Origin of the sequence: Pyxidicoccus fallax, assembly GCF_012933655.1 — a bacterium.
Lineage (GTDB): Bacteria > Myxococcota > Myxococcia > Myxococcales > Myxococcaceae > Myxococcus > Myxococcus fallax.
Map to the genome: position 1 here is coordinate 1 of NZ_JABBJJ010000016.1, position 21,577 is coordinate 21,577.

Annotated in this window: 16 protein-coding genes; 8 read left to right on the top strand and 8 right to left on the bottom strand. The window is 70.4% G+C overall.

Features of this window, described 5'->3' with window-relative positions; genetic code table 11:
* The first annotated feature begins 349 nt into the window (after positions 1–349).
* The gene (locus tag HG543_RS05300; protein ID WP_169343575.1) at positions 350–1,663 is read left to right on the top strand and encodes a DUF418 domain-containing protein; all 1,314 of its coding nucleotides are present in this window, start codon (positions 350–352) and stop codon (positions 1,661–1,663) included.
* Between the two features lie 11 nt (positions 1,664–1,674).
* Here the strand turns inward: HG543_RS05300 and HG543_RS05305 are convergent, their stop codons facing one another.
* Entirely contained in the window at positions 1,675–2,628 is a 954-nt protein-coding gene (locus HG543_RS05305) for a DUF808 family protein (protein WP_169343576.1), read from the bottom strand.
* 299 nt (positions 2,629–2,927) lie between these two features.
* Between HG543_RS05305 and HG543_RS05310 the strand changes: the two genes are divergently transcribed.
* Complete coding sequence (locus HG543_RS05310) at positions 2,928–4,397, top strand: arabinan endo-1,5-alpha-L-arabinosidase (protein ID WP_169343577.1); 1,470 nt, start codon at positions 2,928–2,930, stop codon at positions 4,395–4,397.
* A 12-nt stretch (positions 4,398–4,409) separates the two neighbouring features.
* On the opposite strand, the gene HG543_RS05315 is transcribed toward HG543_RS05310, so the two are convergent.
* The 3 genes from HG543_RS05315 to HG543_RS05325 form a co-directional block, all read right to left on the bottom strand.
* Positions 4,410–4,766 (bottom strand): hypothetical protein, encoded by a 357-nt coding sequence (locus HG543_RS05315; protein ID WP_169343578.1) that lies wholly within the window; start codon positions 4,764–4,766, stop codon positions 4,410–4,412.
* A 207-nt stretch (positions 4,767–4,973) separates the two neighbouring features.
* Positions 4,974–5,417, bottom strand: coding sequence for an MmcQ/YjbR family DNA-binding protein (locus HG543_RS05320; RefSeq protein ID WP_169343579.1), 444 nt, complete (start codon positions 5,415–5,417; stop codon positions 4,974–4,976).
* 63 nt (positions 5,418–5,480) lie between these two features.
* Positions 5,481–6,782 (bottom strand): PQQ-dependent sugar dehydrogenase, encoded by a 1,302-nt coding sequence (locus HG543_RS05325; RefSeq protein ID WP_169343580.1) that lies wholly within the window; start codon positions 6,780–6,782, stop codon positions 5,481–5,483.
* Positions 6,783–6,968: 186 nt separating this feature from the next.
* Here HG543_RS05325 and HG543_RS05330 point away from each other — a divergent pair, with 186 nt between their 5' ends.
* The 4 genes from HG543_RS05330 to HG543_RS05345 all read left to right on the top strand — a co-directional run bounded on the left by HG543_RS05330 (position 6,969) and on the right by HG543_RS05345 (position 11,107).
* Positions 6,969–7,700, top strand: coding sequence for a DUF7873 family protein (locus tag HG543_RS05330; protein ID WP_169343581.1), 732 nt, complete (start codon positions 6,969–6,971; stop codon positions 7,698–7,700).
* 499 nt (positions 7,701–8,199) lie between these two features.
* The gene (locus HG543_RS05335) at positions 8,200–8,781 is read left to right on the top strand and encodes an NIF family HAD-type phosphatase (RefSeq protein WP_169343582.1); all 582 of its coding nucleotides are present in this window, start codon (positions 8,200–8,202) and stop codon (positions 8,779–8,781) included.
* Positions 8,782–8,842: 61 nt separating this feature from the next.
* On the top strand, positions 8,843–10,030 hold the full coding sequence (locus tag HG543_RS05340) for a tetratricopeptide repeat protein (RefSeq protein ID WP_169343583.1): 1,188 nt from the start codon (positions 8,843–8,845) through the stop codon (positions 10,028–10,030).
* A gap of 174 nt (positions 10,031–10,204) precedes the next feature.
* Positions 10,205–11,107: a patatin-like phospholipase family protein gene (locus HG543_RS05345; RefSeq protein ID WP_169343584.1), complete on the top strand. Its 903-nt coding sequence runs from the start codon at positions 10,205–10,207 to the stop codon at positions 11,105–11,107.
* Between the two features lie 6 nt (positions 11,108–11,113).
* On the opposite strand, the gene HG543_RS05350 is transcribed toward HG543_RS05345, so the two are convergent.
* Together HG543_RS05350 and HG543_RS05355 are read right to left on the bottom strand one after the other, a co-directional pair.
* A complete protein-coding gene (locus HG543_RS05350; protein ID WP_169343585.1) occupies positions 11,114–14,182 on the bottom strand; it encodes an ATP-binding protein in 3,069 nt (1,022 codons plus the stop codon).
* A 44-nt stretch (positions 14,183–14,226) separates the two neighbouring features.
* Positions 14,227–16,026, bottom strand: coding sequence for a polysaccharide deacetylase family protein (locus HG543_RS05355; protein ID WP_169343586.1), 1,800 nt, complete (start codon positions 16,024–16,026; stop codon positions 14,227–14,229).
* Positions 16,027–16,146: 120 nt separating this feature from the next.
* Between HG543_RS05355 and HG543_RS05360 the strand changes: the two genes are divergently transcribed.
* A complete protein-coding gene (locus tag HG543_RS05360; protein WP_169343587.1) occupies positions 16,147–17,805 on the top strand; it encodes a M14 family metallopeptidase in 1,659 nt (552 codons plus the stop codon).
* A gap of 51 nt (positions 17,806–17,856) precedes the next feature.
* The gene (locus tag HG543_RS05365; RefSeq protein ID WP_169343588.1) at positions 17,857–19,332 is read left to right on the top strand and encodes a S41 family peptidase; all 1,476 of its coding nucleotides are present in this window, start codon (positions 17,857–17,859) and stop codon (positions 19,330–19,332) included.
* Here the strand turns inward: HG543_RS05365 and HG543_RS05370 are convergent.
* Both HG543_RS05370 and HG543_RS54390 read right to left on the bottom strand, forming a co-directional pair.
* The gene (locus HG543_RS05370) at positions 19,325–20,278 is read right to left on the bottom strand and encodes a D-2-hydroxyacid dehydrogenase family protein (protein WP_246356775.1); all 954 of its coding nucleotides are present in this window, start codon (positions 20,276–20,278) and stop codon (positions 19,325–19,327) included. The two genes, HG543_RS05365 and HG543_RS05370, sit on opposite strands and share 8 nt — an antisense overlap.
* A gap of 515 nt (positions 20,279–20,793) precedes the next feature.
* Positions 20,794–21,381 (bottom strand): HupE/UreJ family protein, encoded by a 588-nt coding sequence (locus HG543_RS54390; RefSeq protein ID WP_171817977.1) that lies wholly within the window; start codon positions 21,379–21,381, stop codon positions 20,794–20,796.
* Positions 21,382–21,577: the final 196 nt, after the last annotated feature.

Below are 21,577 nucleotides of genomic sequence, written 5' to 3' on the forward strand. Positions count from 1 at the left end.
GTAGGGGACGGGGAGGAGGGTGTGGACCGAGGAGCATCCGTTCGAGACGTCGCTGCGCGAGTCGGCGACGCCGCGGGCCTGGCGCGGAAATGGCCACGCACGCGCCGAGGATCTGGCGCGGGCGGGGTGGATATCGGTGGGCCGCTTCTACCGGCACCATGGCAGCAAGGCGGGCTTCGCCTGGGTGTACTCGGCGTACCGCGAGCCGCGTGGGCTGTGGACAACACGAATGTGGAGAGCGCAATCCCACGTGCGGGACGCGGCAATCCCACGCCCGAACAGCCTGCGCCCCGTTCCCCCAGCCACGCGGACGAATCGCCGGGCGTAAGCCTTGCAGCCCTCACCCGCCATGAGCCCCACCCCGTCACCCCTAGCGTCCGGGAGCGAAAGCGCCCGCCCCGTCGGCGCGGGCGAGCGAGTCGTCCTCCTCGACACGCTGCGCGGCTTCGCGCTGTGCGGCGTCCTCATGGCGAACGTCTACCTGTGGTTCAGCGGGCGCATGTTCCTCTCCCGCGCCCAGTTCGACGCGGCGATGAAGGACGTGACGTGGCTGGACACGGTGGTCAACCACGCCTTCGGGCCGCTGATTGGCGGGCGGTTCATCACCCTGTTCTCGGTCCTCTTCGGCCTGGGCTTCGCGGTGCAGCTCGGGCGCGCCGAGCACCGGGGTGCCTCCGTCGTCCCGGTCTACACGCGGCGACTGGTGGTGATGCTCGGCCTCGGCCTCGCGCACCTGTTCCTTCTCTTCCAGGGGGACATCGTCAGCACGTACGCCCTGCTGGGCTTCACGCTGCTGCTCTTCTACCGGCGCTCGGACCGCGCGCTGCTCGCCTGGGCCACGGCGCTCATCTTCCTCGCGCCCGTCCTCGTGAGCGTAGCGCTGCGGCTGCCCCAGTGGCTCGGCGGACCGGAAGCCCTGGAGGCCGCGAAGGCCGCCAACGAGCACCGCGCGGGCCTCCGCGCCCAGGTGCTGGAGGCGTTCATGCACGGCTCCTTCGCCGACACGGTGCGATCCGGAGCCGCGTACTACGTGGGGGACCTGGGCCCGATGCTCGCCACGTTCTGGCCCGTCATCATCGGCCGCTTCCTGCTGGGCCTGTGGGCCGGACGCCGCCGCCTCTTCCACGACGCGCCCCAGCACCTGCCCTTCTTCCGCCGCCTCCTCGCGTGGAGCCTGGGGCTGGGCCTCTTCGCCAGCGGCGTGGGCGTGCTCGTCGGTCAGCTCTTCAGCCGCAAGGTCCTCTCGCCGGACGGGCTCCCGTGGCTGCCGTTCGTCATGGGGCCCCTGCGCCATCTCGGGGAGATGGGGATGGCGGCGGCCTACGCGGCGGCCATCACCCTGCTCTTCCAGCGGGACACATGGCGGCGGCGGCTGGCGGTGTTCGCGCCCGTCGGGCAGATGGCGCTGACGAACTACCTCATGCAGTCCGTGCTGGGCGTGCTGCTCTTCTACGGCTGCGGGCTGGGGCTGATGGGCCGGCTCGGGTCCGCTGCGCAGCTCGCGGTGGCCCTGGGAATCTTCGCCCTCCAGGCGGTCTTCAGCCGCCTGTGGCTGGCGCGCTTCCGCTTCGGCCCCGCGGAGTGGCTGACGCGCTCGCTGACGTACGGCCGGGCGCAGCCCCTGCGCCGCGCCCCGGCCGGTGATGAGGTGGCGAACGCCTGAGTCCGGGAGCCCTACCCGGCCTTCGCCTTCTTCGGACGCACCGCCTGGACGGCGCGCGTCACCGCCGTCACGAGGAGCAGGACGATGGCCCCGGCGACCACGCCGGTCACCGCGTCGATGAGCGACGGAAGGATGGCGCCCAGGACACCGCCGATGCCCGGCACGCCGCTCGCGCCGTGGGCGATGCTCTCGCTCAGGTGGTGCAGCGGGGGGATGCCGTGGCCGAGGATGCCGCCGCCGACCATGAACATGGCGACGGTGCCGGCGATGGAGAGCGTCTTCATCAGCACGGGCGCGGTCGCGAGCAGCAGCTTGCCGAACTGCCGCGCTCCGGCGCTCGGCTTCTTGCTGAGGTACAACCCCGCGTCGTCGATTTTGACGATGCCGGCGACGAGACCGTAGACGCCCACGGTCATGATGAGGGCGATGCCCACCAGCACGGCGACGCGCTGGCCGAAGGACGCGGCGGCGACGGTGCCGAGCGCGATGACGACGATTTCCGCCGAGAGGATGAAGTCGGTGCGGATGGCACCTTTGATCTTCTCCTTCTCGAACGCGACCATGTCGATGGCCGGGTCGGCGACGGCCTTCACCAGCTCCTCGTGGTGCGCGTCGTCCTCGTGCTTGCTGTGCAGGAACTTGTGGGCCAGCTTCTCGAAGCCCTCGTAGCAGAGGAACGCGCCGCCCAGCATCAGCAGCGGGGTGATGAGCCAGGGCGCCAGGGCGCTGATGGCGAGCGCGGCGGGCACGAGAATCGCCTTGTTGACCATCGAGCCCTTGGCGACGGCCCAGACCACGGGCAGCTCGCGGTCGGTGTTGACGCCGGCCACCTGCTGGGCGTTGAGCGCGAGGTCGTCACCGAGCACACCCGCGGTCTTCTTGGTGGCGACCTTGGTCATCGCCGCGACGTCGTCCAGCAGGCTGGCGATGTCATCAATCAGGGTAAAGAGGCTGCTTCCGGCCACGTGGGTCTTCCTGTTGCTATGGGTCTGGCGGGCACTTCCGAAGGGTTCGCCGGGACGCGGTCCCGGCGGATTTCGGGGGTATACCTCGACTCGGCGATAAGAGCCCGGGACTCCTGGTGGAACGCGTCCCCGCCTCCTTAAAGCCGACAGCCGGCGGACGAAAGCGGCTCGTGGGAACCCCTTGACCTGATGCGCCATCCCCTTCCGTCCCCGGCGGAACGGCGCTCCCCTGAAATCCAGCCAGGCCCACGGGCCGTAGTCCGGGCATCGAACGACGTGCGTTTCCAGGGGGGTGTCCCATGCGGTGGTTGTGGCTTGCCGTGGTCCTGTCCGCGCTGGTGCCCGAGGCCGGGCGCGCGCAGTCGCAGTGCGTCTCCAACGGAGAGCTGTTCCTCCATGACCCGTCCATCATCAAGGTCCGCGAGGGGGCGCGGGACGTCTTCTACGTGGTGTCCACGGGACAGGGCATCGCCATCCGCCGCTCCGTGGACCTGGTGAACTGGCATTACGTGGGGCGCGTCTTCCCGCCCCAGTGGGATGCGCAGTGCAATGACCTCAACGCCGTTCCCGCCTGGGCGCTCCAGCGGTTCGCCACGTCCCTGCTGAAGCCGGACCAGGTCTGGTCGCCGGACATCTCGTACTTCGGCGGGCGCTTCCACGTGTACTACGCCGTCACGGTGCCCGGTTCGAACCGGGTGTACGTGGGGCATGCGTCCAACACGGTCCTCGATGGCAGCCTGCCCTGGACGGACCATGGCGAGGTCTTCCGGAGCACCGCGGCCTCCCCCTTCGCGGCGGACGGGCCGGACGTGCTCCTGTTCACCACGGCGACCGGGGCGCCGCGCGCGAAGCTGTCGTTCGGCGGGTTCTTCGGCGGCGTGTACCAGCTCCCGCTCAGCCTCGGCACCGGCAGGCCCAATACCGCCGCGACGCGCGTCCGGCTGGCCGGCCGCAACGGCGAGCGCTACCACGCGCTGGAGGGCGGCCACCTCTTCCAACGCGGCCGCTACTACTACCTGGTGGTGAACTGGGACTACTGCTGCGGCCCGCGCCCGAAGGAGTCCCCGCTGGGCTGGACGCGCGTGTACCCGCCCTACACGCAGTCCACTCCGACGCGACTGGCCGACCTTCCCGCGTACCGGCTGGTGGTGGGCCGCTCCACGTCGCCCGCCGGCCCCTTCGTGGACCGCAATGGCGTCAAGCTGGTCAATGGCGGCGGCACCGAGCTGCTCACCAGCCGTGGCAACCTCGTGGGACCGGGCGGCGCCTCCGTGGTGGAGCACGAGGGCCGGCACCTGCTCGTCATCCACCGGTATGCCGAGCGTCAGGTGGACGGCGCGACGTTCTGCGCGGGGACCCAGGCGCCCCACGTGCGGCGCCTGCACTGGACGGCGGATGGCTGGCCCCAGGATGACGGCCCCCATACCCTGGTCGACCCGAGCAATGCCGACACGGGCACGTCGGACCGCGTCGAGCCGTGTCTACCCGGCGTGCTGGAGGTCAGCACCCCCGGGGGCGGGAGTGTGTCCACCTCGTGCGGCGGCGCGTCGTGCCGAGGGGATACCGGCTCCCGGGTGGGCGTGACGGTGACGCCCGGCGAGGGACGCCGGTTCAGCCACTGGGTGGCACCGGCCGGAGAGCGCTGTTCGCTGCCGTCTCCTGGGGCCTCGGGAGGCACGGTGCAGGCGCTGCTGGATTGCCCCATCGTGAACCCCACGCGGGGCTGGGCCTCGTGCCGCCAGCGGTGTCAGGCGGTGTTCGTGCCCTGACCCGCCCCGCGCCTACTGGATGGTCAACGAGAGCTGCTCACCGGGGCGCACCGGCAGCTGCTGCTCGCTGAGCGCCCCCGCGTCCGAGCCGATGACCTCCATGCCGAAGCGGAGGTAGTCCATGTCGCCCAGGAACTGATGCGGGATGACGAAGCTGCGGGTCGTCATTCCCGGGACGGTGCCCAGGCGGAGGCGGCGCGTGGGGCTCAGCGCGTAGAGGTTGACGTCGACGGTCTTCAGGTTCCGCACCTCCACCGGCGTGTCCGGCGGAGGAGGCGGCTGGCTGGGGTCTCCCGCCTTCTGGGCGCCGCTGCAGGCGGCCACGGAGACGAGCAGGAGGTAGAGCGGGAGCACCGACCGGGTACGCATGGCAACTCTCCAATCTGGGACGGTATCCGTATGACAACCGTACCCCCGTGGAACCTTCCACCCGGGCCCACCGGGTGGAAAGAACCGCGTCCGCGTCACGTTGACCACGAGACCCGGGCATGTCCGCCGTGGCTCCCACGCACGGCAGGCCGGCGTCGCTGACGGCTTCCCTCCAGGCTCCTGGAGCCCGCGGCCCCGTCCGCGCGTTCACCCCCGAGACCGAACCGCTTTGCTCCGCGGGGCCTTCTTCCCACCACGAGCCCCCGAGGCGGCCTTCCGTGGCGCCCGGGCGGCGTCCCGCACCGGAGCCGCCCGCGCCTCCTCGAACCGCCGCACCAGCGTCTTGGGCGCCTTGAGCCTCCAGGCCGCCTCCAGCCGCCGCCGGCCCTCGTCCACGCGCAGCTTCGACAGCCGGGCCAGCACCGCCGGATAGCCCTTGTAGTGGTCGGTGATGAAGTACAGCGCCGGCATCGCCTGGATGAGGAACTCCTGCTCGTCCACGCTCTCCAGCAGGAAGACCACCGTGGCGCCGTCCTCCTTCAGCCGCACGAAGGACTTGCCCCGGACCTGCAGCGCCGGGGTGCGCCACCAGATGCCCTCCTCCACTTCCGGCAGCTCGCATCCCACCTTGCACAACTGCTCCCACGTCATGACGCCCTCCCGCGGGTGTTCGCGGGAGAGCCTCACACGTTCAGCCTCGCCGGGCCAACCGCGTCAGCGGGGCGTGAGCTTGAGCAGGCGGCCGTTGGACGCGTCCGTCAGCACGTACAGCGCGCCCTCCGGGCCCTGGACGACCTCGCGGATGCGGGCGTTCAAATCGGTGAGCAGCCGCTCCTCGCCCACCACGCGGTCATCCTTCATGACCAGCCGCACCAGGGCCTGGCTGGACAGGCCGCCGATGAAGACGTTGTCACGCCACTCGGGGAACAGCGTCCCGGAGTAGATGACCATGCCCGACGGCGAGATGACCGGGTCCCAGTAGTACACGGGCTGCTCCATGCCCGGGCCCTGGGTCGTCTTGTGGATGGGCTCGCCCGAGTACTCCTCCCCATAGCCGATGGTGGGCCAGCCGTAGTCCTTGGCCTTGCCGACGAGGTTCAGCTCGTCGCCGCCGCGCGGCCCCATCTCCACCTCCCAGAGGCGGTTCTGCGAGTCGAGCGCCGCGGAGAGGATGTTGCGGTGGCCCAGGGACCAGATTTCCGGCCGGGCGTCCTGGCGGCCCACGAAGGGGTTGTCCTGCGGCACCGAGCCGTCCGGGTTGATGCGGACAATCTTCCCGAAGTGGCTCTTCAGGTCCCGCGCCTGCACCCGGCCGGGGAGGATGGAGCGCTCGCCGAGCGTGACGAACAGCTTCCCATCCGGCGTGAAGACGAGCCGTCCGCCCGCGTGCAGGGTCGACTCCAGCGTGGGCTGCATGCGGAAGATGACCTGGAGATTGGCCACGCGCGGCTTCGGGCCGTCCACGAGCTTCGCCCGCGCCACCGCCAGGCCGTTGCCGCCCTCGCGCGGCTCGTAATAGGTCCAGTAGATGAGGCCGCTCTTCGCGTAGTCGGGGCCGACCTCCACGTCGAGCAGGCCGCCCTGGTTGCGCCCATCCACGGGCGGCAGGCCCTCGACGGCCGGAGACTTCTTACCGTCCGGCGTGACGATGAAGAGCTTCCCCGTCGGCTTCTCCGTCACCAGCATGCGCCGGTCCGGCAGGAACGCGATGGCCCAGGGCTTGTTGAAGCCGGAGGCAATCTCCGTCACCTGGATGGCCGTGCGCGACTTCACGCCCGGGGCCCGCGTCTGCCCGGGGAAGGCCGGCTTGAACTCCGGCACGTTCGGAGGCGCGGTCTCCAGCGGGGCGCCCTGGGCAGCGGCATCCTCGCGCGGCTGCGTCTGCTGGCTGCCCTTCGCCCCGCCCGGGGCGAGGTTGCCATTCTGCTCCGAGGGCGAGCGAGGGCTCTGGCCATATGCCGACCCCAGGCCCGACAGGAGGGCGGCGAGGCCGAAGGTCTTCATCCACGTGCGCATGGTGCTGTCTCCAGGGTGCTCAGAGGGGAATGCCACGGCGGAACGGGGTCCGCCCTGGCGGTCCAGATAAGCACGACCCGGGCGGCTGGCCGGGACGGTGTTCGCGGGCACCTGCACGAATTGTCAGGTGGCGGCAACGAGCCCCGTCAGAGGGGCCAAACACACAGACACGAACGAAGTGCAGCCATGCCCAAGCTGAACCAGATCATCGCCGTCGAGAAGGGCGTCAAGAACCGCTCCCAGCAGGAGCTGACCCTGGCGCACCACGACCTCCAGAAACCCCAACTGCTCAGCGGCATCTCCCGCACGTATCAGCCGCGTGACGAGGAGGGTGAGCGCTTCCCGCCCGAGTCCACGCGCGTGCAGGTGCGCACCGACGACGTGCTGAAGAAGACCCGCGAAATCCTCGCCCGGCTCTTCGACGTCACCGCCACCAAGGACCTCACCAACTGCCACGCGAAGGCGGACGTGCGTGTGGACGGCAAGGTGCTGCTCAAGGGCGTTCCGGCCACGTACCTGCTCTTCCTGGAGAAGCAGCTCGTGGACCTGCACACGTTCGTGAAGAAGCTGCCCACGCTGGACCCGTCCGAGACGTGGGTCCCCGACCCCGCGCAGGGCCTGTGGGCCACCGAGCCCGTGCAGACGGCGAAGACGAAGAAAGTCCCTCGCAACCACGTGAAGTCCGAGGCCACGGACAAGCACCCGGCGCAGGTCGAGGTGTATTACGAGGACATCGTCGTCGGCTACTGGAAGACCGTGAAGTTCTCCGGCGCCCTCCCCGCCACCCGCGTGCATGACATGCTGGAGCGCGTGGAGAAGCTGCAGCAGGCCGTCAAGTTCGCGCGCGAGGAGGCCAACGCCGTCGAGGCGGAGGAGATGAAGGCGGGCGACGCGCTCCTCGGGTACCTCTTCGGCTGACCCGGCGCGCCACAAGTTTCGGAGTACAGACTCAAGCTCAGCAGCAGACTCACGCCGAGCACTCCCAGGTCGCCTCCAGTGCGGGTTCGAGCCCTGCCCCCGTCATCGTCCATGCGACGGGGTAGCCCAACCGGTAGAGGCAAGCGACAACAAGGGATGGCGAAGCAACCCAGATTCAGATTCTCACTCCAAGCTCAGTATTCACTGTCGCAGGTCCGGTCGACCGTCACCGCTCGCCACCTCGAGATGCTGGTGCAATTCCAGCCCGCCGCTCCATCCGCATTGCGCGGCGGTCGTTCAATCGCAGGACGCGAGGCCTCAACCTGAAGCGGCGACTTCAAACGTACGGACCTCACCCATGGCAGACCCCGAGCCCGGTCAGGAGGACAACCTGGCCGGGCTCACTGCGTTCAGGGCCCACCCCGGCGGTCAGCCCCCATGTTGGCGTCGCGTCGCTCCTGGGAGAAGCTCGGATGAAGGCACTCGCGGAGCCCCAGGGATGACGCCCGGCGACGACAGAATCCTCCTGATACTGGACCTGGACGAGACGCTCATCCATGCCCGGGACGAGCGCCTGGAGCGCGACGCGGACTTCCAGGTGTTCGGCTACCACGTCTACGTGCGGCCACACCTGGAGCCCTTCCTCCAGGAGTGCGCCGCCCGGTTCCGCCTCGCGGTCTGGTCCTCCGCGTCGGATGACTACGTCGCGGAGATCGTGAGGCGCATCCTCCCGGGCGGGCTCGACCTGGAGTTCGTCTGGGGACGGAGCCGGTGCACGCTGGCGCTCGACAGCCGGAAGGTGCAGGAGGAGGGATTCCTCGACCCGGGCTCCCACTACAGCTACGCCAAGAAGCTCGCGAAGCTGAAGCGGCGAGGCTACCGCCTGGAGCGCGTCCTCATCGTCGACGACACGCCCGCCAAGTGCATCCACAACTACGGCAACGCCATCTACGTGAAGGAGTACGAGGGCCAGCCCCAGGACACCGAGCTGCTCGACCTGGGCCGGTACCTGGCGACGCTCGCGGAGGCCGCCAACGTGCGGACGCTGGAGAAGCGCGACTGGCGGCGACAGCTCGGGTGATGCAGTGGGTCGCCCGGACCCCTGTCAGGGGAGCCTCCCCGGGGACGTGTATGCTGCCACCATGCTCCTGCCACTGATTGCCCTGCTCGCCACCGCTCCCGCTGCTCCCGCCCCCGCCGCCGACCCGGCGCCCCAGGGAGAAGAGGCACGTGGGGCGCGGCTCGAACCCGCGTACCTCGACTTCGCCCAGGCGGTGGAGAAGGGCATCAACGCACGGAACGGCGAGGCGCTCGACGCGCACATCGACCGGGAGGCCATCTTCAAGAGGAGCACCGCGGGCGTGCAGGTGCCCCCGGACTTCGCCGCCGGCTTCAAGAAGGGCCTGCAGCAGGGCGCCACGCTGGGCTTCGGCAAGCAGCTCGTCGCCGCGTTCGACGAGGAGTCCACCTTCACGCTGCTGCGCACCCGCTCCGTCAAGGGCGTGCCACGCGCCCTCTTCCGCTCGGTGAGCACGCGGGGCCTGAACTACCTGGACCTGGAGCTGGCCCGGGACGCCAGCGGACAGGTGCGCGTGGTGGACATCTACCCGTACGTCTCCGGTGAGTTCATCACCGAGACGCTGCGCCGCGCCTACCTCTCCGCCGCCGCGGACGCCAAGCTGAACCTGGTGGACCGGCTGATGGGCAAGGAGCAGACGTACCTCAAGAACCTGCCCCGGCTGCAGGCGATGCAGCAGGCCTTCCAGGCCGGGAAGCACGAGGAGGTCTTGCGCCTCCATGGAGAGCTCCCCGCGGCCCTCAAGAACGAGAAGGTCGCGCTGCTGCTGCGGCTGCAGTCCGCCGCCGCGATTTCCATCGAGGGCGAGGCCTACGCGCAGGCCATCGCCGACTACGAGAAGGCCCTGCCCAACGACCCGAGCGTCGAGCTCGTCTCCTTCGACGGCTACCTGCTGCGCAAGGACCACGCCGGGGCCATCCGCGCCATGGACAAGCTGGACCGGCGCGTGCGCGACCCGTACCTCTCCGTGCTGCGCGGCAACGTGATGCTCGACAAGGGAGACACGGCCGAGGCGCGCCGCCACTACGTGGCCGCCATCACCGCCGAGCCCACGCTCCTCGTGGGCCACTGGAGCCTCGCCGGGCTGGCGCTCCAGGAGAAGCAGTACAAGGAGCTGGGCGAGCGGCTCGACGCCATCGAGGCCACGGGCCTGGTGCAGCTCAATGACGTGGCAACCGTGCCCGAGTACGCGGGCTTCGTGAAGAGCCCCGAGTACAAGGTCTGGAAGAAGCGCCGCGCGGCGAAGAAGTAGCCGTCACGAGCGGGAGGGCGAGCGGCGCATCTCGTCCTCGTAGCCGGGGCGCACCCCCACGGCCGGGCATCGCATCGGAACGGCTGCTCGCTCGCTTCCGGACTCACACTCCGAGCGCAGCTCTCGCGGGCCCCGGCCTCGCGGTACAGTCGGGCCCTCTTCCGGGAGAACTCGATGCCCTGGCGATTTCGCGTCCTGCTGCTCACCGCGCTGCTGGTGGGAACGACCTCGTGTCACCGCGGGGCCGCGCGGCGCGCGCCGGAGCGCACGTGCGCGGTGCTGTCCGTGGGCGGGGCGAAGGGGCTCGCACACCTGGGGGCGCTGGATGCGCTGAAGGCGCGAGGCGTGCACATCGACTGCGTGGTGGGCAACAGCATGGGCGCGGTGGTGGGCAGCCTCTATGCGTCCGCGCCCCAGGCGGACCTGCGGGCGCGCTACCGGAAGTTCTTCTCCGACTACGAGCGGGAGACGGTGCGCGAGGCGAAGAAGCGCGGCACGGTGGGCGCGGCGATTGGACTGCTCGCGGTGCTGCTGTCGGGAGGCTCGCTGGCGCCGGCGCTCGCGGCGGGGGCGCTCGGGGCGGCGGGTGGAGCGTCCACGGTGCCGCCGCTCAGCCATGAGCGCTTCACCGAGGTGCTGGACTCCTTCTACCTGGGGGCCCGCGTCGAGGAACTGCCCGTGCCCTTCGTCACCTTCTACCAGGAGCCCACGAACCAGGGGCTCCGGCGGGTGACGGTGACGCGAGGGCCGGTGGCGTCGGCGGTGGCGGCGAGCGCGGCGAATCCGTTCCTGTTCGAGGACGCGACGCTGGAGCGCATCGACCCGGGGGCGGACCGCGTCTCGGCGGTGCCGGTCCACGATGCGTGCACGCTCTTCCCGGGCTCGCGGCTCATCGCCATCAACGTCACCGAGGAGCCCGCGTTCTACCGGCCGGACATGGGCTGCGAGGTGTGGGAGGTCCGCGTCGACATGGAGCACCCGGCGAACGAGGCGCTGATGGGCAGCGGGACCGACTTCGACGCGACGTACGCCGCCGGCTTCGATGCCGTCAGCCGGGCGCTGGAACGTCTGCGCTGAAGGGCCCTACCTCCGCAGCGGCAGCCGCACCGTGAACAGCGCCCCCTCCCCCTGCTGGCTCTCCACCTGGATGCCGCCGCCCATGGCCTCGACAATCTGCCGGGAGATGTAGAGCCCCAGCCCCAGGCCACCGTAGTGCCGGTCGGAGACGCCGCGCTCGAAGCGGCCGAACAGCCTCGGCATCGCCTCGGAGGAGATGCCGATGCCCTCGTCCCTCACGCGCAGCCGCGCCTGGCCCTCGTCCGCGTCCACCTCGATGTCGACCGGCTTGCCCGCGCCATACTTCGCCGCGTTGGACAGCAGGTTCACCACCACCTGCTCCAGCCGTGAGCCATCCCAGTACCCGCGGACCTCCACCGGAACCCTCAGGCGCACCTCGCAGCCCGCCTGCGTGAAGACGGCCTCCAGCCGCTCCACCCCGTCCCGCACCACCTGCCCCAGGTCCACCTCCGACAGCTCCAGCGCCAGCTTCCCCAACGACAAACGGCTCACGTCCAGCAGGCTGTCCACCAGCGAGGTCAGCCGGTCCACCTGTCGCACCGCCGCGCCCAGCCGCGTCCGCGCCTTCTCCGGCGGCCCCTCGCCCACCGCCCGCTCCACGAGCGAATGCTGCAGCCGCAGCGACGTCAGCGGCGTCTTCAGCTCATGGCTCGCCACCGAGAGGAACTCGTCCCGCAGCCGGATGGCCGCCTGCGCGTCCCGGTACAGCTCCGCGCGCTCCATCGCCTGCGCGCACTGGCGCGAGATGGCCTCCAGGAACGTCTTCTCCCGGAGCCGGAACGGCCGCTCCCGCGTCCACCCCAGGATGATGAGCCCCAGCACCCGCTGCTCCGTCACCAGCGGCAACACGGCCCGTGCCCCCTCGCCCGCGGCCTCGGTGACGGGCGCCAGCTCCGGCACATGGGCCAGACACTCGGCGAGCGTGGCGGACCACAGCGGCTGGCCCCCCCGCACCACCTCCCGCAGCCGACTGCCCTCGTCCACGGTGAGCCGCTCGAAGACCGCGGCATGCCCCTCCGGATAGCCGAAGTGACGCACGAGCCGCACCGCGCCGTCCCGCAACCGCAGGATGGCGCCCCGCTGCGCCTGCGTGGCCTGGAGCCCCTCGTGGATGATGACCTCCGCCATCTCCTCCAGCGAGGCGGCCCGCGACAGCGCCGCGGTGATGCCCTGGAGCCGCGCGGTGCGCGCCTGGGCGTCCTTCGCCTCCTCGAACAGGAGCGCGCTGTCCATGGAGAGGCCGGCCCGGCGGGCCAGCTCCCGCGCCATCTCCACGTCGCGGGGCCCATACCGCCGCGCGCCCGCTTCAATCATCAGGGTCAGCGCCCCCAGCACCCGCCCACGCGCCTGCAACGGCACGCAGAGCACGGACTTGATGCCGAGCCGCCGCCCCATCGCCAAATGCTCCCCATCCCGCGAGAAGGCGGGCAACGACTCCTCCGTCAGCTCCGGCAGGCACAGCGGCTCGCCCGTGCGCAGCACCCGGGCGATGCCCACGTCGGAGCCCAGGTCGACGGGATGGCGGCGGGCCAGCTCGAAGGCCAGCGCCACGCGCTCGGGATTCGCGTGCACCGCCACCCGCCGCTCCACCCCACCCTGCTCGGTGAGCACGTCCACCGCGCACCAGTCCGCGAGCTGCGGCACCGACAGCTCCGCGAGCCGCTGGAGCACCATGTCCCCATCCAGCGAGTAGGCCAGGACCTCGCCGGCCCGCGCCAGGAAGGCGAAGCGGTCCTCGGCCTCCTTGCGCGCCGTCAGGTCCTGGAAGCTCGCGGCCCGGTAGGTGACGTTGCCGTGCTCGTCCTTCAGCGCCACCCCGTCCACCAGCATGGGGAAGCGGCTGCCGTCCTTGCGCAGGTGGAGGTTCTCGTACGTGTGGTGCCCCTTCTCGATGGTCCGCGACAGCTCCGCCTTGAAGGCATCGAAGGTCTCGGGCGCGAGCACCTCCCGCACGTGCCTCCCGACGACCTCCTCGGGCGAGTCATACCCGTGCAGGCGCGCGAAGGCGGGGTTGACGGCGTTGAGGCGCCAGGTCTCCGGGTCCGTGCTGGCGATGCCCCAGCCCGCATGCTGGAAGAGCCGGTCCCACCGCTCCAGCTGTTCCGCCTGGCGGTGCAGGTCCTCGGCCAGCGCCTCCGCGCACCGTCGGGCGCGCACGAGCTCCGTCACCTCCACCGAGAAGGTGATGAGCCCATCCACCTGCCCTCGCGCGTCGAACGTGGGCTGGTAGGTGAGGTTGAAGAAGGACTCCTCGAGCTGGCCGGTGCCGTGGCGGTCCAGCGACACCCTGAACTCGGTGCCCACGAAGGGCTCGCCCGTCTCCATCACCCGCCGCAGCCGGGCCATGACCTCCGGCTGGGACACGACTTCCGGCATCACCTCCGCCAGCGAGGCGCCCACCGGAACGGGCCGTCCGATGATTTTCTCGTAGAGGGTGTTGGCGAACTCGAAGACGAAGTCCGGTCCCCGGGTGATGGAGATGGCCGCCGAGGACTGCTGCATGAAGATGCGATGCAGGTGCTGCTGGTGGGTGTGCTCGAGCAGCTCGCGCTCCCGGGCCTGGGTCCGCGCCGACTGGCGCTGGATTTCCTGCCGCGCGCGGTAGAGGTCCATGAAGACGGACACCTTCGCGCACAGCACCTGGGGCACGAAGGGCTTGGTGAGGAAGTCCACCGCGCCGGAGCCGTAGGCCGCGAGGACCTCCTGCTGGCTCCACTGGAACGCGGTGATGAAGATGATGGGCACGTCGCGCGTGCGCTCGCGTTGCTTGATGAGCGCCGCCGTCTCCAGGCCGCTCAGCCCTTCCATCTGCACGTCCAGGAGGATGACGGCGTAGTCCTCCCGCATGAGGTAGCGCAGCGCCTCCCGGCCCGAGGCGGCCTTGTCCAGTCCCACGCCCAGTGGCGCGAGCACGGTCTCCAGCACCAGCAGGTTGGCCGGGTTGTCGTCCACCAGCAGGACGCGCGGCGCGGTGGCGCGCGAGTCCATGACGTTGCCCCCCTCCACCTCCGGAGACCCGACGGGCTCACGCTCCAGTCCTGGAGGCGCCATCAGGATGCGAGACGAGGTGGGCATGGCCCACACTTAACGGCTCACGGAGAGGAGGACAATCCGTGCTTTCATCCAGGTGGGGCCCGCGCGACATCCACTTTCAGGTCGAACGACAGGTCCGGCGACGTCCTGCCGTTCTGTTTCACCATCACCGAGACGGTGTTCTCCCCCTGCACGAAGACCTCGGGCGGCAGCGTGACGTCCACCCGCTCGTTCTCCGCGGAGGCCGTCGCGTACTTCGCGTGCGCGGTGCCCACACCCATATTCCGCGTCAGCACGAGCGTGCCGTTCACCCACACGGCGATGCCATCATCGAAGATGGCGCTCAACGTGACGTCGACGGCGGGCCCGTCCAGGGTGACCTTCTTGCGGAAATAGACACTCGTCTGGGCCGGAGTCGTAGCGGGAAGTACGGTGGTCTCGTCCCTGTCCCCGTAGCCGAGCTGCCCCGCGCCGGAGCCCCAGGCGGAGTCATCGAAGCCCGCCAGGTACCAGCCGGCGCCCGGGTCCAGGCCGCTCGCCTCGTACTTCCAGGTGTCCCCGAACCGGATGACGGGCCGCAGCGGGGTGAGGTCCTCCAGGGCGTGCGCGTCCATGGCCAGGGTGCCCGGGCCGATGAGGGACAGCCCCACGCTGATGGCGGTCGCCTCGGCGGGCGCCGGAGGCGTCGTCCACTCGGCCGTGACGTATGACGCGCTGTGCGGCAGCAGCGGCCCCTGCGCCCACCAGACCCAGCCTCCGGCGGCGGTGCGATAGTACGCGGCGAAGCGCGCCGGGCCGTCCGTCCGGTACAGGGCGCGTGCCCGATACCGGTGCCCGGGCCGGGCCGGCGGCGCGCAGGCGCCCAGGTCCTGCGACGAGATGAGCTTCACGTCGCCGGAGACATGGCGGGTGATGGTGACCTGCGCGGCCCGGCTCCCGTCCGGCGCGTCCCCGGGCTCGCTCCACACCGCCGTGACGTCGCCGTAGCTCTTGCGCATCCAGCAGTCCGGGAGGGCGTCGCCGTTGGCGTCCTCCTCCAGCGAGGGATTGAACAGCAATTGGCTCGCGTCCGGGCGCTCCGGAGGCGGCGGTCCGGGCACCGGCGGATGGACGGGGCCTCCCATCACCTCGTGCACGGTGCGCACCGTGGTGCCCTGGACGGCACGCGGGGCGAGCCACGCCAGGAAGGCGTCCAGCGTCGCCGGGGTGATGGAGAGCGAACCACAGCCGTCGCACACGTCATGGATGACGAACGTCACCCAGCCACCGCCCCCCTGCTCCGCCCGCGTCACCGCGTCCTGGAGGTCCTGGAGCGTGGTGGTGGAGTCCACGGAGCTGAACACCCGAATCACATACGGGTCTCTCGGTGGAACGAGCTCCGCCACCGGGCAGTTCGCACAGCCTCCCGGCGACAGGAGCCCCGCGCTGTCCCGGCCGGAGTTGTAGCCACACTCCATGACGAGCCGCCGCGTCGTCGCGTCCAGCGCGCCGTACGGGTACGCGAAGGACGTCACCGTCAGGCCCGCCGCGCTCAGGGCCACGCGCTCGTCGCAGATCTGCCGGGCCTGCTCTCCGGGGTCCAGGTCCGTCAGGCGCGGGTGGCTGACGGTGTGCCCGCCAATCTCGTGCCCCTCGGCCTGGAACGCCTGGAGCTGCGCCAGCGTCAGCCGGGTGGACTGCCCGATGCGCCCGCTGTTCACATAGAACGTCCCCCGCATGCCATGGCGGGCGAGCAGCGCGCGGCCCTCGGCCTGGTTCGCCCGGCCGTCGTCGAACGTGAAGGAGACGACGACCGGCGCGGGCGTCTGCGCATGGGCCTCCCGCGTCCGTCCCCCCAGCAACACCAGCAACGTCGACAACCCGAACAACACACAGACCCGAGGCATGATGACAGCCAAGATCTTCACTGCCACTGCCCGGACAACCCGGGGGCCGAGCGCACCGTGCACCAGTTACCGTACGCAAGTGCTTGACGCTGTGCGTGGGGAACGCTCGGATGCGCGGCCATGACCGAGCTGCTCACCCGCGCTGAAGCGTCCAAGTACACGCAGACCTCTCGTCACTCGGATGTGCTCGCCTTCGTGGACGAGCTCTGCCGCCGCACGAAGCTCGTCCGCCGCGTCGACTTCGGGAAGAGCGGCGAGGGCCAGCCCCTGATGGCGCTCATCGTGAGCGACCGCAACTGCTTCACGCCCGAGCTGGCGCGCAAGCAGAAGAAGGCCATCGTGCTCATCGAGGCCAACATCCACGCCGGCGAGGTGGAGGGCAAGGAGTCGGTGCTCGCGCTCGCCCGCGACCTCACGCTCACCAAGCTGGGGAAGAACATCCTGGACCGGCTGTGCCTCGTGCTGGTGCCCAACTTCAACCCCGACGGCAACGACCGCATCAGCCCCAACAACCGCAAGCTCAACCTGAAGGAGCTCGAGGGCCAGGTGAACCCCGAGGGCGGCGTGGGCACGCGCTACACGGGCGAGGGCTGGAACCTCAACCGCGACAACACGAAGCAGGAGGCCCCGGAGACGCGCGCGCTCGCCGCGCTGTACCAGACGTGGTGGCCGCACGTGTTCATCGACTGCCACACCACCGACGGCAGCATCCACGGCTTCGACCTCACCTACGACACGTCGCACTCCAACGAGCCGCTCTTCTCCGAGCTGCGCGCGTACAACCGGGAGATGCTGGAGCGCGTGGCCGAGGCCGTGAAGAAGCGGCACGACTTCGACAGCTTCTGGTACGGCAACTACAAGCAGGAGGGCGACCCGAACTCCGGCTGGCACACCTACCCCGCCCTGCCCCGCTTCGGCAGTCACTACCGCGGGCTGCTCGGGCGCATGGACGTGCTGCTGGAGACGTACAGCTACATCGACTTCCCGCGCCGCTGCGCGGTGATGCGCGCGTGGCTCCTGGAGCTCATCCGCGACGCCGCGAAGAACGCCAAGGCCTACCGCGCCATCACCGAGGCCGAGGAGGCCCGCATCATCGAGCGCGGTGAGTCGCCCGACGTGCAGACGCTGGTGGGCATCAACTACGGCGTGGCCACGCGCGACGACAAGGGCGCGCTCGCCTTCGAGTACCCCGCGTACGCGAAGCCGGGCGACACCGCCCGCATCCTCGCCTACGACGAGGCGAGCATCGCGGAGCGGCGCTACCCCGGGAAGAAGAAGCGCGTGTACAAGATTCCGCACTACCGCACCTTCGTGCCCACGCAGGCGGTGAGCACCCCGGCGGCGTACCTCGTCCCGGCGGAGCTGGCGTCACGCCTGGAAGGCCACGGCATCCGCTTCGAGCGCCTGCCGGACACCCGCAGCTTCACCGTGGACAGCTACCGCGTGGCCCGGCGCGAAGAGACCTTCAGCCCCGACGTGGCCGCCAACGTGCCGCCCCCCGGAGAGGCCGAGGTGCCCCTCAGCCAGAAGCCCAAGCCCGTGCGCTTCGAGACGGTGCTCACCGTCGCCCCCGAGCGCACCACGCGCGAGTTCCCCGCCGGGACGCTGTACGTCCCCACCGCGCAGCGCGCCGGCACCCTCGCCGTGTACCTGCTGGAGCCCCACTCCGACGACGGCTTCTGCCGCTGGCAGTTCCTCGACAACATGATTGCGGCGGGCGAGCTGTACCCCGTCCACCGCGTCGTGGAGTCCGCCGCCGCGCCCAAGAAGGCGGAGTGACGGCGCCGCGGGGTTTCACGGTAGCGTCGGGCCCTCATCCGTGAGGGCCCTTTGAAACACCCGGCTTTTTCTGTCTCAGCCGCCGCCGTCCTCGTCCTCTCCGCGGGTCTCTCGGGCTGCTCGCTCTTCCGGGGAACCGCGTGCGAGTTCCGCGAGCCGACGGTTCCGCTCATCGAGAACGGGCGCACCGCCGAGCGGGCGCGTGGGGTGTGGCGCTCACGAGGCTACGGCGTGGTGCTGTCCGTGTCCGAGGACGGCGCCCGGCTGTTCCATGAGACGAAGGCTGGCTGCTACCCGGACCCGCTCGGCGAGGAGGGCATGCTCGCCGAGCTCGCCTTCGTGGACCCGGAGGTGAACCAGGCCCCGGACGTCCTGTCCCTGGCCAGCCTTCCCGGGGAGACGCGCTACGTCTTCGACAAGCTCGGGGCCCTGCCCGAGGCCTGCGCGGCCGCATCCGCCTCCTGGTCTCCGCCGCGCCTGTTCGACCTCTTCGTGGCGACCTTCTCCGAGCACTACGGCTTCTTCGAGGAGTACGAGCACCCCTGGAAGGAGCGCGTCGCGGCGCTCCGCCCGAAGGTAACGGACGCCACGGAGCCGCGCGCGCTGTTCGCCGTCTTCACGGAGCTGCTGAAGGGCCTGGACGATGCGCACACGGGCCTGTCGGCGGAGGTGGACGGCGAGACGCTCGATTTCAGCGAGGGCCAGGGGGTGACCACGAAGCGCGTCCTGGAGGCGGGCCAGAAGGCCGGGCTGTCCCCGAAGGAGGCCCAGCGCGCGTGGATGGGCGCCTGGCGCGAGGGAGTCCTCCAGACGGTGCTGAAGAGCCAGGGACATGTCGCGGCGAACAACCGCGTGATGCATGGCCTCATCGACGGGGACATCGGGTACCTCAACATCCTGACCATGGGTGGGCTCGTCGAGGGAGAGGCCTCCCTCGAGGAGGAGCGCCGCGCGTTGAACGAGGCGCTCGACGAGGCACTGAAGTCCTTCCATCACGCCCGGGCCGTCATCGTCGACGTGAGCAACAACCGCGGCGGCTATGACGTCATCGGCCGGGACATCGCCGCGCGCTTCACCTCGCGGGAGGCGCGGGCCTACACCAAGCGTCCCCGGAACGTGGACGTGAAGCCCCAGGCCTTCCTCGTGGAGCCCACCACCCGGGCCCGCTTCCTCGGCCCCGTCTACGTCGTGACGAGCGACATCACCGTGAGCGCCGGAGAGGTCTTCACGCTGTCCATGCGCGCGCTGCCCAACGTCACCCACGTGGGCACCGCCACGCGCGGCGCCTTCTCCGACGTGCTCGTGAAGCCGCTGCCCAACGGCTGGCGCATGGAGCTGTCCAACGAGGAGTACCTCGACGCGGAGGGCAAGCTCTTCGAGGCCCGGGGCATCCCTCCCGAGGAGCCGCTCGACGTCTTCCCGGCGGACGACCTGAATGGAGGCCACGCCCGGGCCGTGCTGAAGCTGGCGGCGCTCGCGAGCGAGCGCGCCCCCAAGCGTCACACGCAGGTGTCCGAGGTCAGGTGAGGAGCCGCACCGGCGCGCCCGCGTGCCAGGCCAGGATGTCCTCCAGGGCATCCCGGTAGAAGACGGCGTAGTTCTCCCGCGTCACGTAGCCCAGGTGCGGCGTCAGCACGACGTTGGGCAGCGCCAGCAGCGGGTGGCCGGCGGGCAGCGGCTCCTCGGAATAGACGTCCAGCCCGGCCCCGGCGATGCGCTGCTCACGCAGCGCCGCCAGCAGCGCGGGCTCGTCCACCAGCCCGGCGCGGGCGGTGTTGATGAACCAGGCCGTCGGCTTCATCGCGCCCAGCTCCTCGGTCCCCACGACACCTCGCGTGCGCTCCCCGAGCACGAGGTGCAGGCTGACGACGTCCGAGGTGGCGAACAACTCCCGCTTCTCCACCCGGCGCACGCCGGCCTCCGCCGCCCGCGCGTCGGTGAGGTTCTGGCTCCAGGCCACCACCTCCATGCCGAAGGCCTGCCCCACCCGCGCCATCTGGCTCCCCAGCTTGCCCAGCCCCACGAGCCCGAGCCGCTTGCCGGCCAGCCCCTCCGTGAGCCCCGTCTGCCATGCGCCCGCGCGCAGGGCGCGGTCCTCCACCGGAATGCGCTTCACCAGTGCCAGGATGAGCCCCCAGGCCAGCTCCGCCGTCGGCGCGCCCACGTTGCCCGTGCCGCAGACGGTGATGCCCCGCGCGCGGCACGCTTCCAGGTCGATGGCCGCGTTGCGCCCTCCGGTGGTGACGAGCAGCCTCAGGTTCGGCAGCCGCTCGATGAGCGCGGCGGGAAACGGCGTCCGCTCCCGCATGAGCACGAGCACGTCGAAGGGCTGGAGCGCGGCGGCCCGCTCCTCCACGGTAGCGAGGTACCGGTCGAAGATGTGGAGTCCGCTGCCAGCGGGCAGCCGTGCCCAGTCCGCGAGTCCACGGGCGACGCGCTGGTAGTCATCCAGGATGGCGATGTTCAGGGACATGCCCTCCGGCCTACCGCACCCGCGCGCGGAGTCATAGGTCGTTGCGCTGTGATGGGTTTCTCCCGGCAGCCCGCTGGGACATGGCCGGAAAAAGACCGGGTCTTCGTATCCCATGGCTCCTGAAGCGGAGTGCGACACGACAACCTGGAGCGGGACATGTGCCCAGAAACGGAATGGAAGAGACGGGTCCGCGCGGTGAGGCCGGGCGGCCCGGCGGAGCTGGCGGGCATGGCGCGGCCCCCGGACACGCGGCGTCCGTACATCCTGGACTATACGACCTTCACACCGGACGCCGTGCACACCTCTCACGTGGCCTGGCACGGGGTGGTCGCTCCGGCCGTGACGGCAGCGCCGCGGCAGCCGGAGCGCAATACCGACTCCGACCCGGTCGCCTCCTTTTGACGAGGCCGGCACGGATCTCCCACGAACGAGGACTCACCTCCATGCGAAGGACGCTGCAGATGGCCGTGCTGGGCGCGGGGCTGGCCCTGGGCGTGCCCGGCCTGCGCTGAAGCTCAGAGACTGCCGACCATCCACGCGCTCCCCAACACGATGGAGAGCGCGGAGGCCAGCCGGGGGACCTTGGCGCTCAGCGTCGCCGAGAGCCCCCGCGCCTGGGAGAAGGTGGCGATGCCGGCCGTGAGCGCCGCCATCGCCAGGGTGCTTCCAATGGAGAAGCCGCCCAGGAAGAGGGCGCGGTCCATGGCCGAGCCGGACACCGTGGCGGGCAGGATGAGCAGCAGCGCCGCCGCGCCGGTGAGGCCATGCACCAGGCCCACCGCGAGCACGCCCCGCGTTGCCGCCTCTGGCTGGCTGCTCAGCGAGCGCCGCTTCAAGCCCCAGACACCCATGCCGAACAGCGCCAGTGCGGCCACGCGCTCGCCCCAGCGCTCGGCGCCCTCAAGATGCACGGCGGAGAGCGCCATCAGGAGCACCGCGGACGCGGCGAGTGTCCCGAGCCCGTGGCCGATGCCCCACAGCAGCCCCACCCGCCACGCACCTTGCCGCCGGCCCACCGACAAAGGGGCCAGGCTGAGCAGGTGGTCCGGTCCCGACAACGCGTGCAGCGCACCTGAACCGAGTCCCGCCAATGCCATGACCATCGAGATGTCTCCTGCTGCTGTCACAAGGATGCACGTGAAGATGCTGCCGGCGGCTCATATCCGCCAATACAACTTTCATCGTGATTTGATAGCCACTCCCTATCAGCATCCACCGTCCATGGATCGGCGGTTCGGGATGGACCCGGACCGCGGGGCCATTCCCTCACGGACTGCGCAACGTCGTTGCGCCTGTAAT

Bases quoted from the DNA above. Each gene is read 5' to 3' on its own strand.
- HG543_RS05300 (WP_169343575.1), top strand. From the start codon at position 350: ATGAGCCCCACCCCGTCACCCCTAGCGTCCGGGAGCGAAAGCGCCCGC.
- HG543_RS05310 (WP_169343577.1), top strand. From the start codon at position 2,928: ATGCGGTGGTTGTGGCTTGCCGTGGTCCTGTCCGCGCTGGTGCCCGAG.
- HG543_RS05315 (WP_169343578.1), bottom strand. From the start codon at position 4,766: ATGCGTACCCGGTCGGTGCTCCCGCTCTACCTCCTGCTCGTCTCCGTG.
- HG543_RS05320 (WP_169343579.1), bottom strand. From the start codon at position 5,417: ATGACGTGGGAGCAGTTGTGCAAGGTGGGATGCGAGCTGCCGGAAGTG.
- HG543_RS05325 (WP_169343580.1), bottom strand. From the start codon at position 6,782: ATGCGCACGTGGATGAAGACCTTCGGCCTCGCCGCCCTCCTGTCGGGC.
- HG543_RS05330 (WP_169343581.1), top strand. From the start codon at position 6,969: ATGCCCAAGCTGAACCAGATCATCGCCGTCGAGAAGGGCGTCAAGAAC.
- HG543_RS05335 (WP_169343582.1), top strand. From the start codon at position 8,200: ATGACGCCCGGCGACGACAGAATCCTCCTGATACTGGACCTGGACGAG.
- HG543_RS05340 (WP_169343583.1), top strand. From the start codon at position 8,843: ATGCTCCTGCCACTGATTGCCCTGCTCGCCACCGCTCCCGCTGCTCCC.
- HG543_RS05345 (WP_169343584.1), top strand. From the start codon at position 10,205: ATGCCCTGGCGATTTCGCGTCCTGCTGCTCACCGCGCTGCTGGTGGGA.
- HG543_RS05350 (WP_169343585.1), bottom strand. From the start codon at position 14,182: ATGCCCACCTCGTCTCGCATCCTGATGGCGCCTCCAGGACTGGAGCGT.
- HG543_RS05355 (WP_169343586.1), bottom strand. From the start codon at position 16,026: ATGCCTCGGGTCTGTGTGTTGTTCGGGTTGTCGACGTTGCTGGTGTTG.
- HG543_RS05360 (WP_169343587.1), top strand. From the start codon at position 16,147: ATGACCGAGCTGCTCACCCGCGCTGAAGCGTCCAAGTACACGCAGACC.
- HG543_RS05370 (WP_246356775.1), bottom strand. From the start codon at position 20,278: ATGTCCCTGAACATCGCCATCCTGGATGACTACCAGCGCGTCGCCCGT.
- HG543_RS54390 (WP_171817977.1), bottom strand. From the start codon at position 21,381: ATGGTCATGGCATTGGCGGGACTCGGTTCAGGTGCGCTGCACGCGTTG.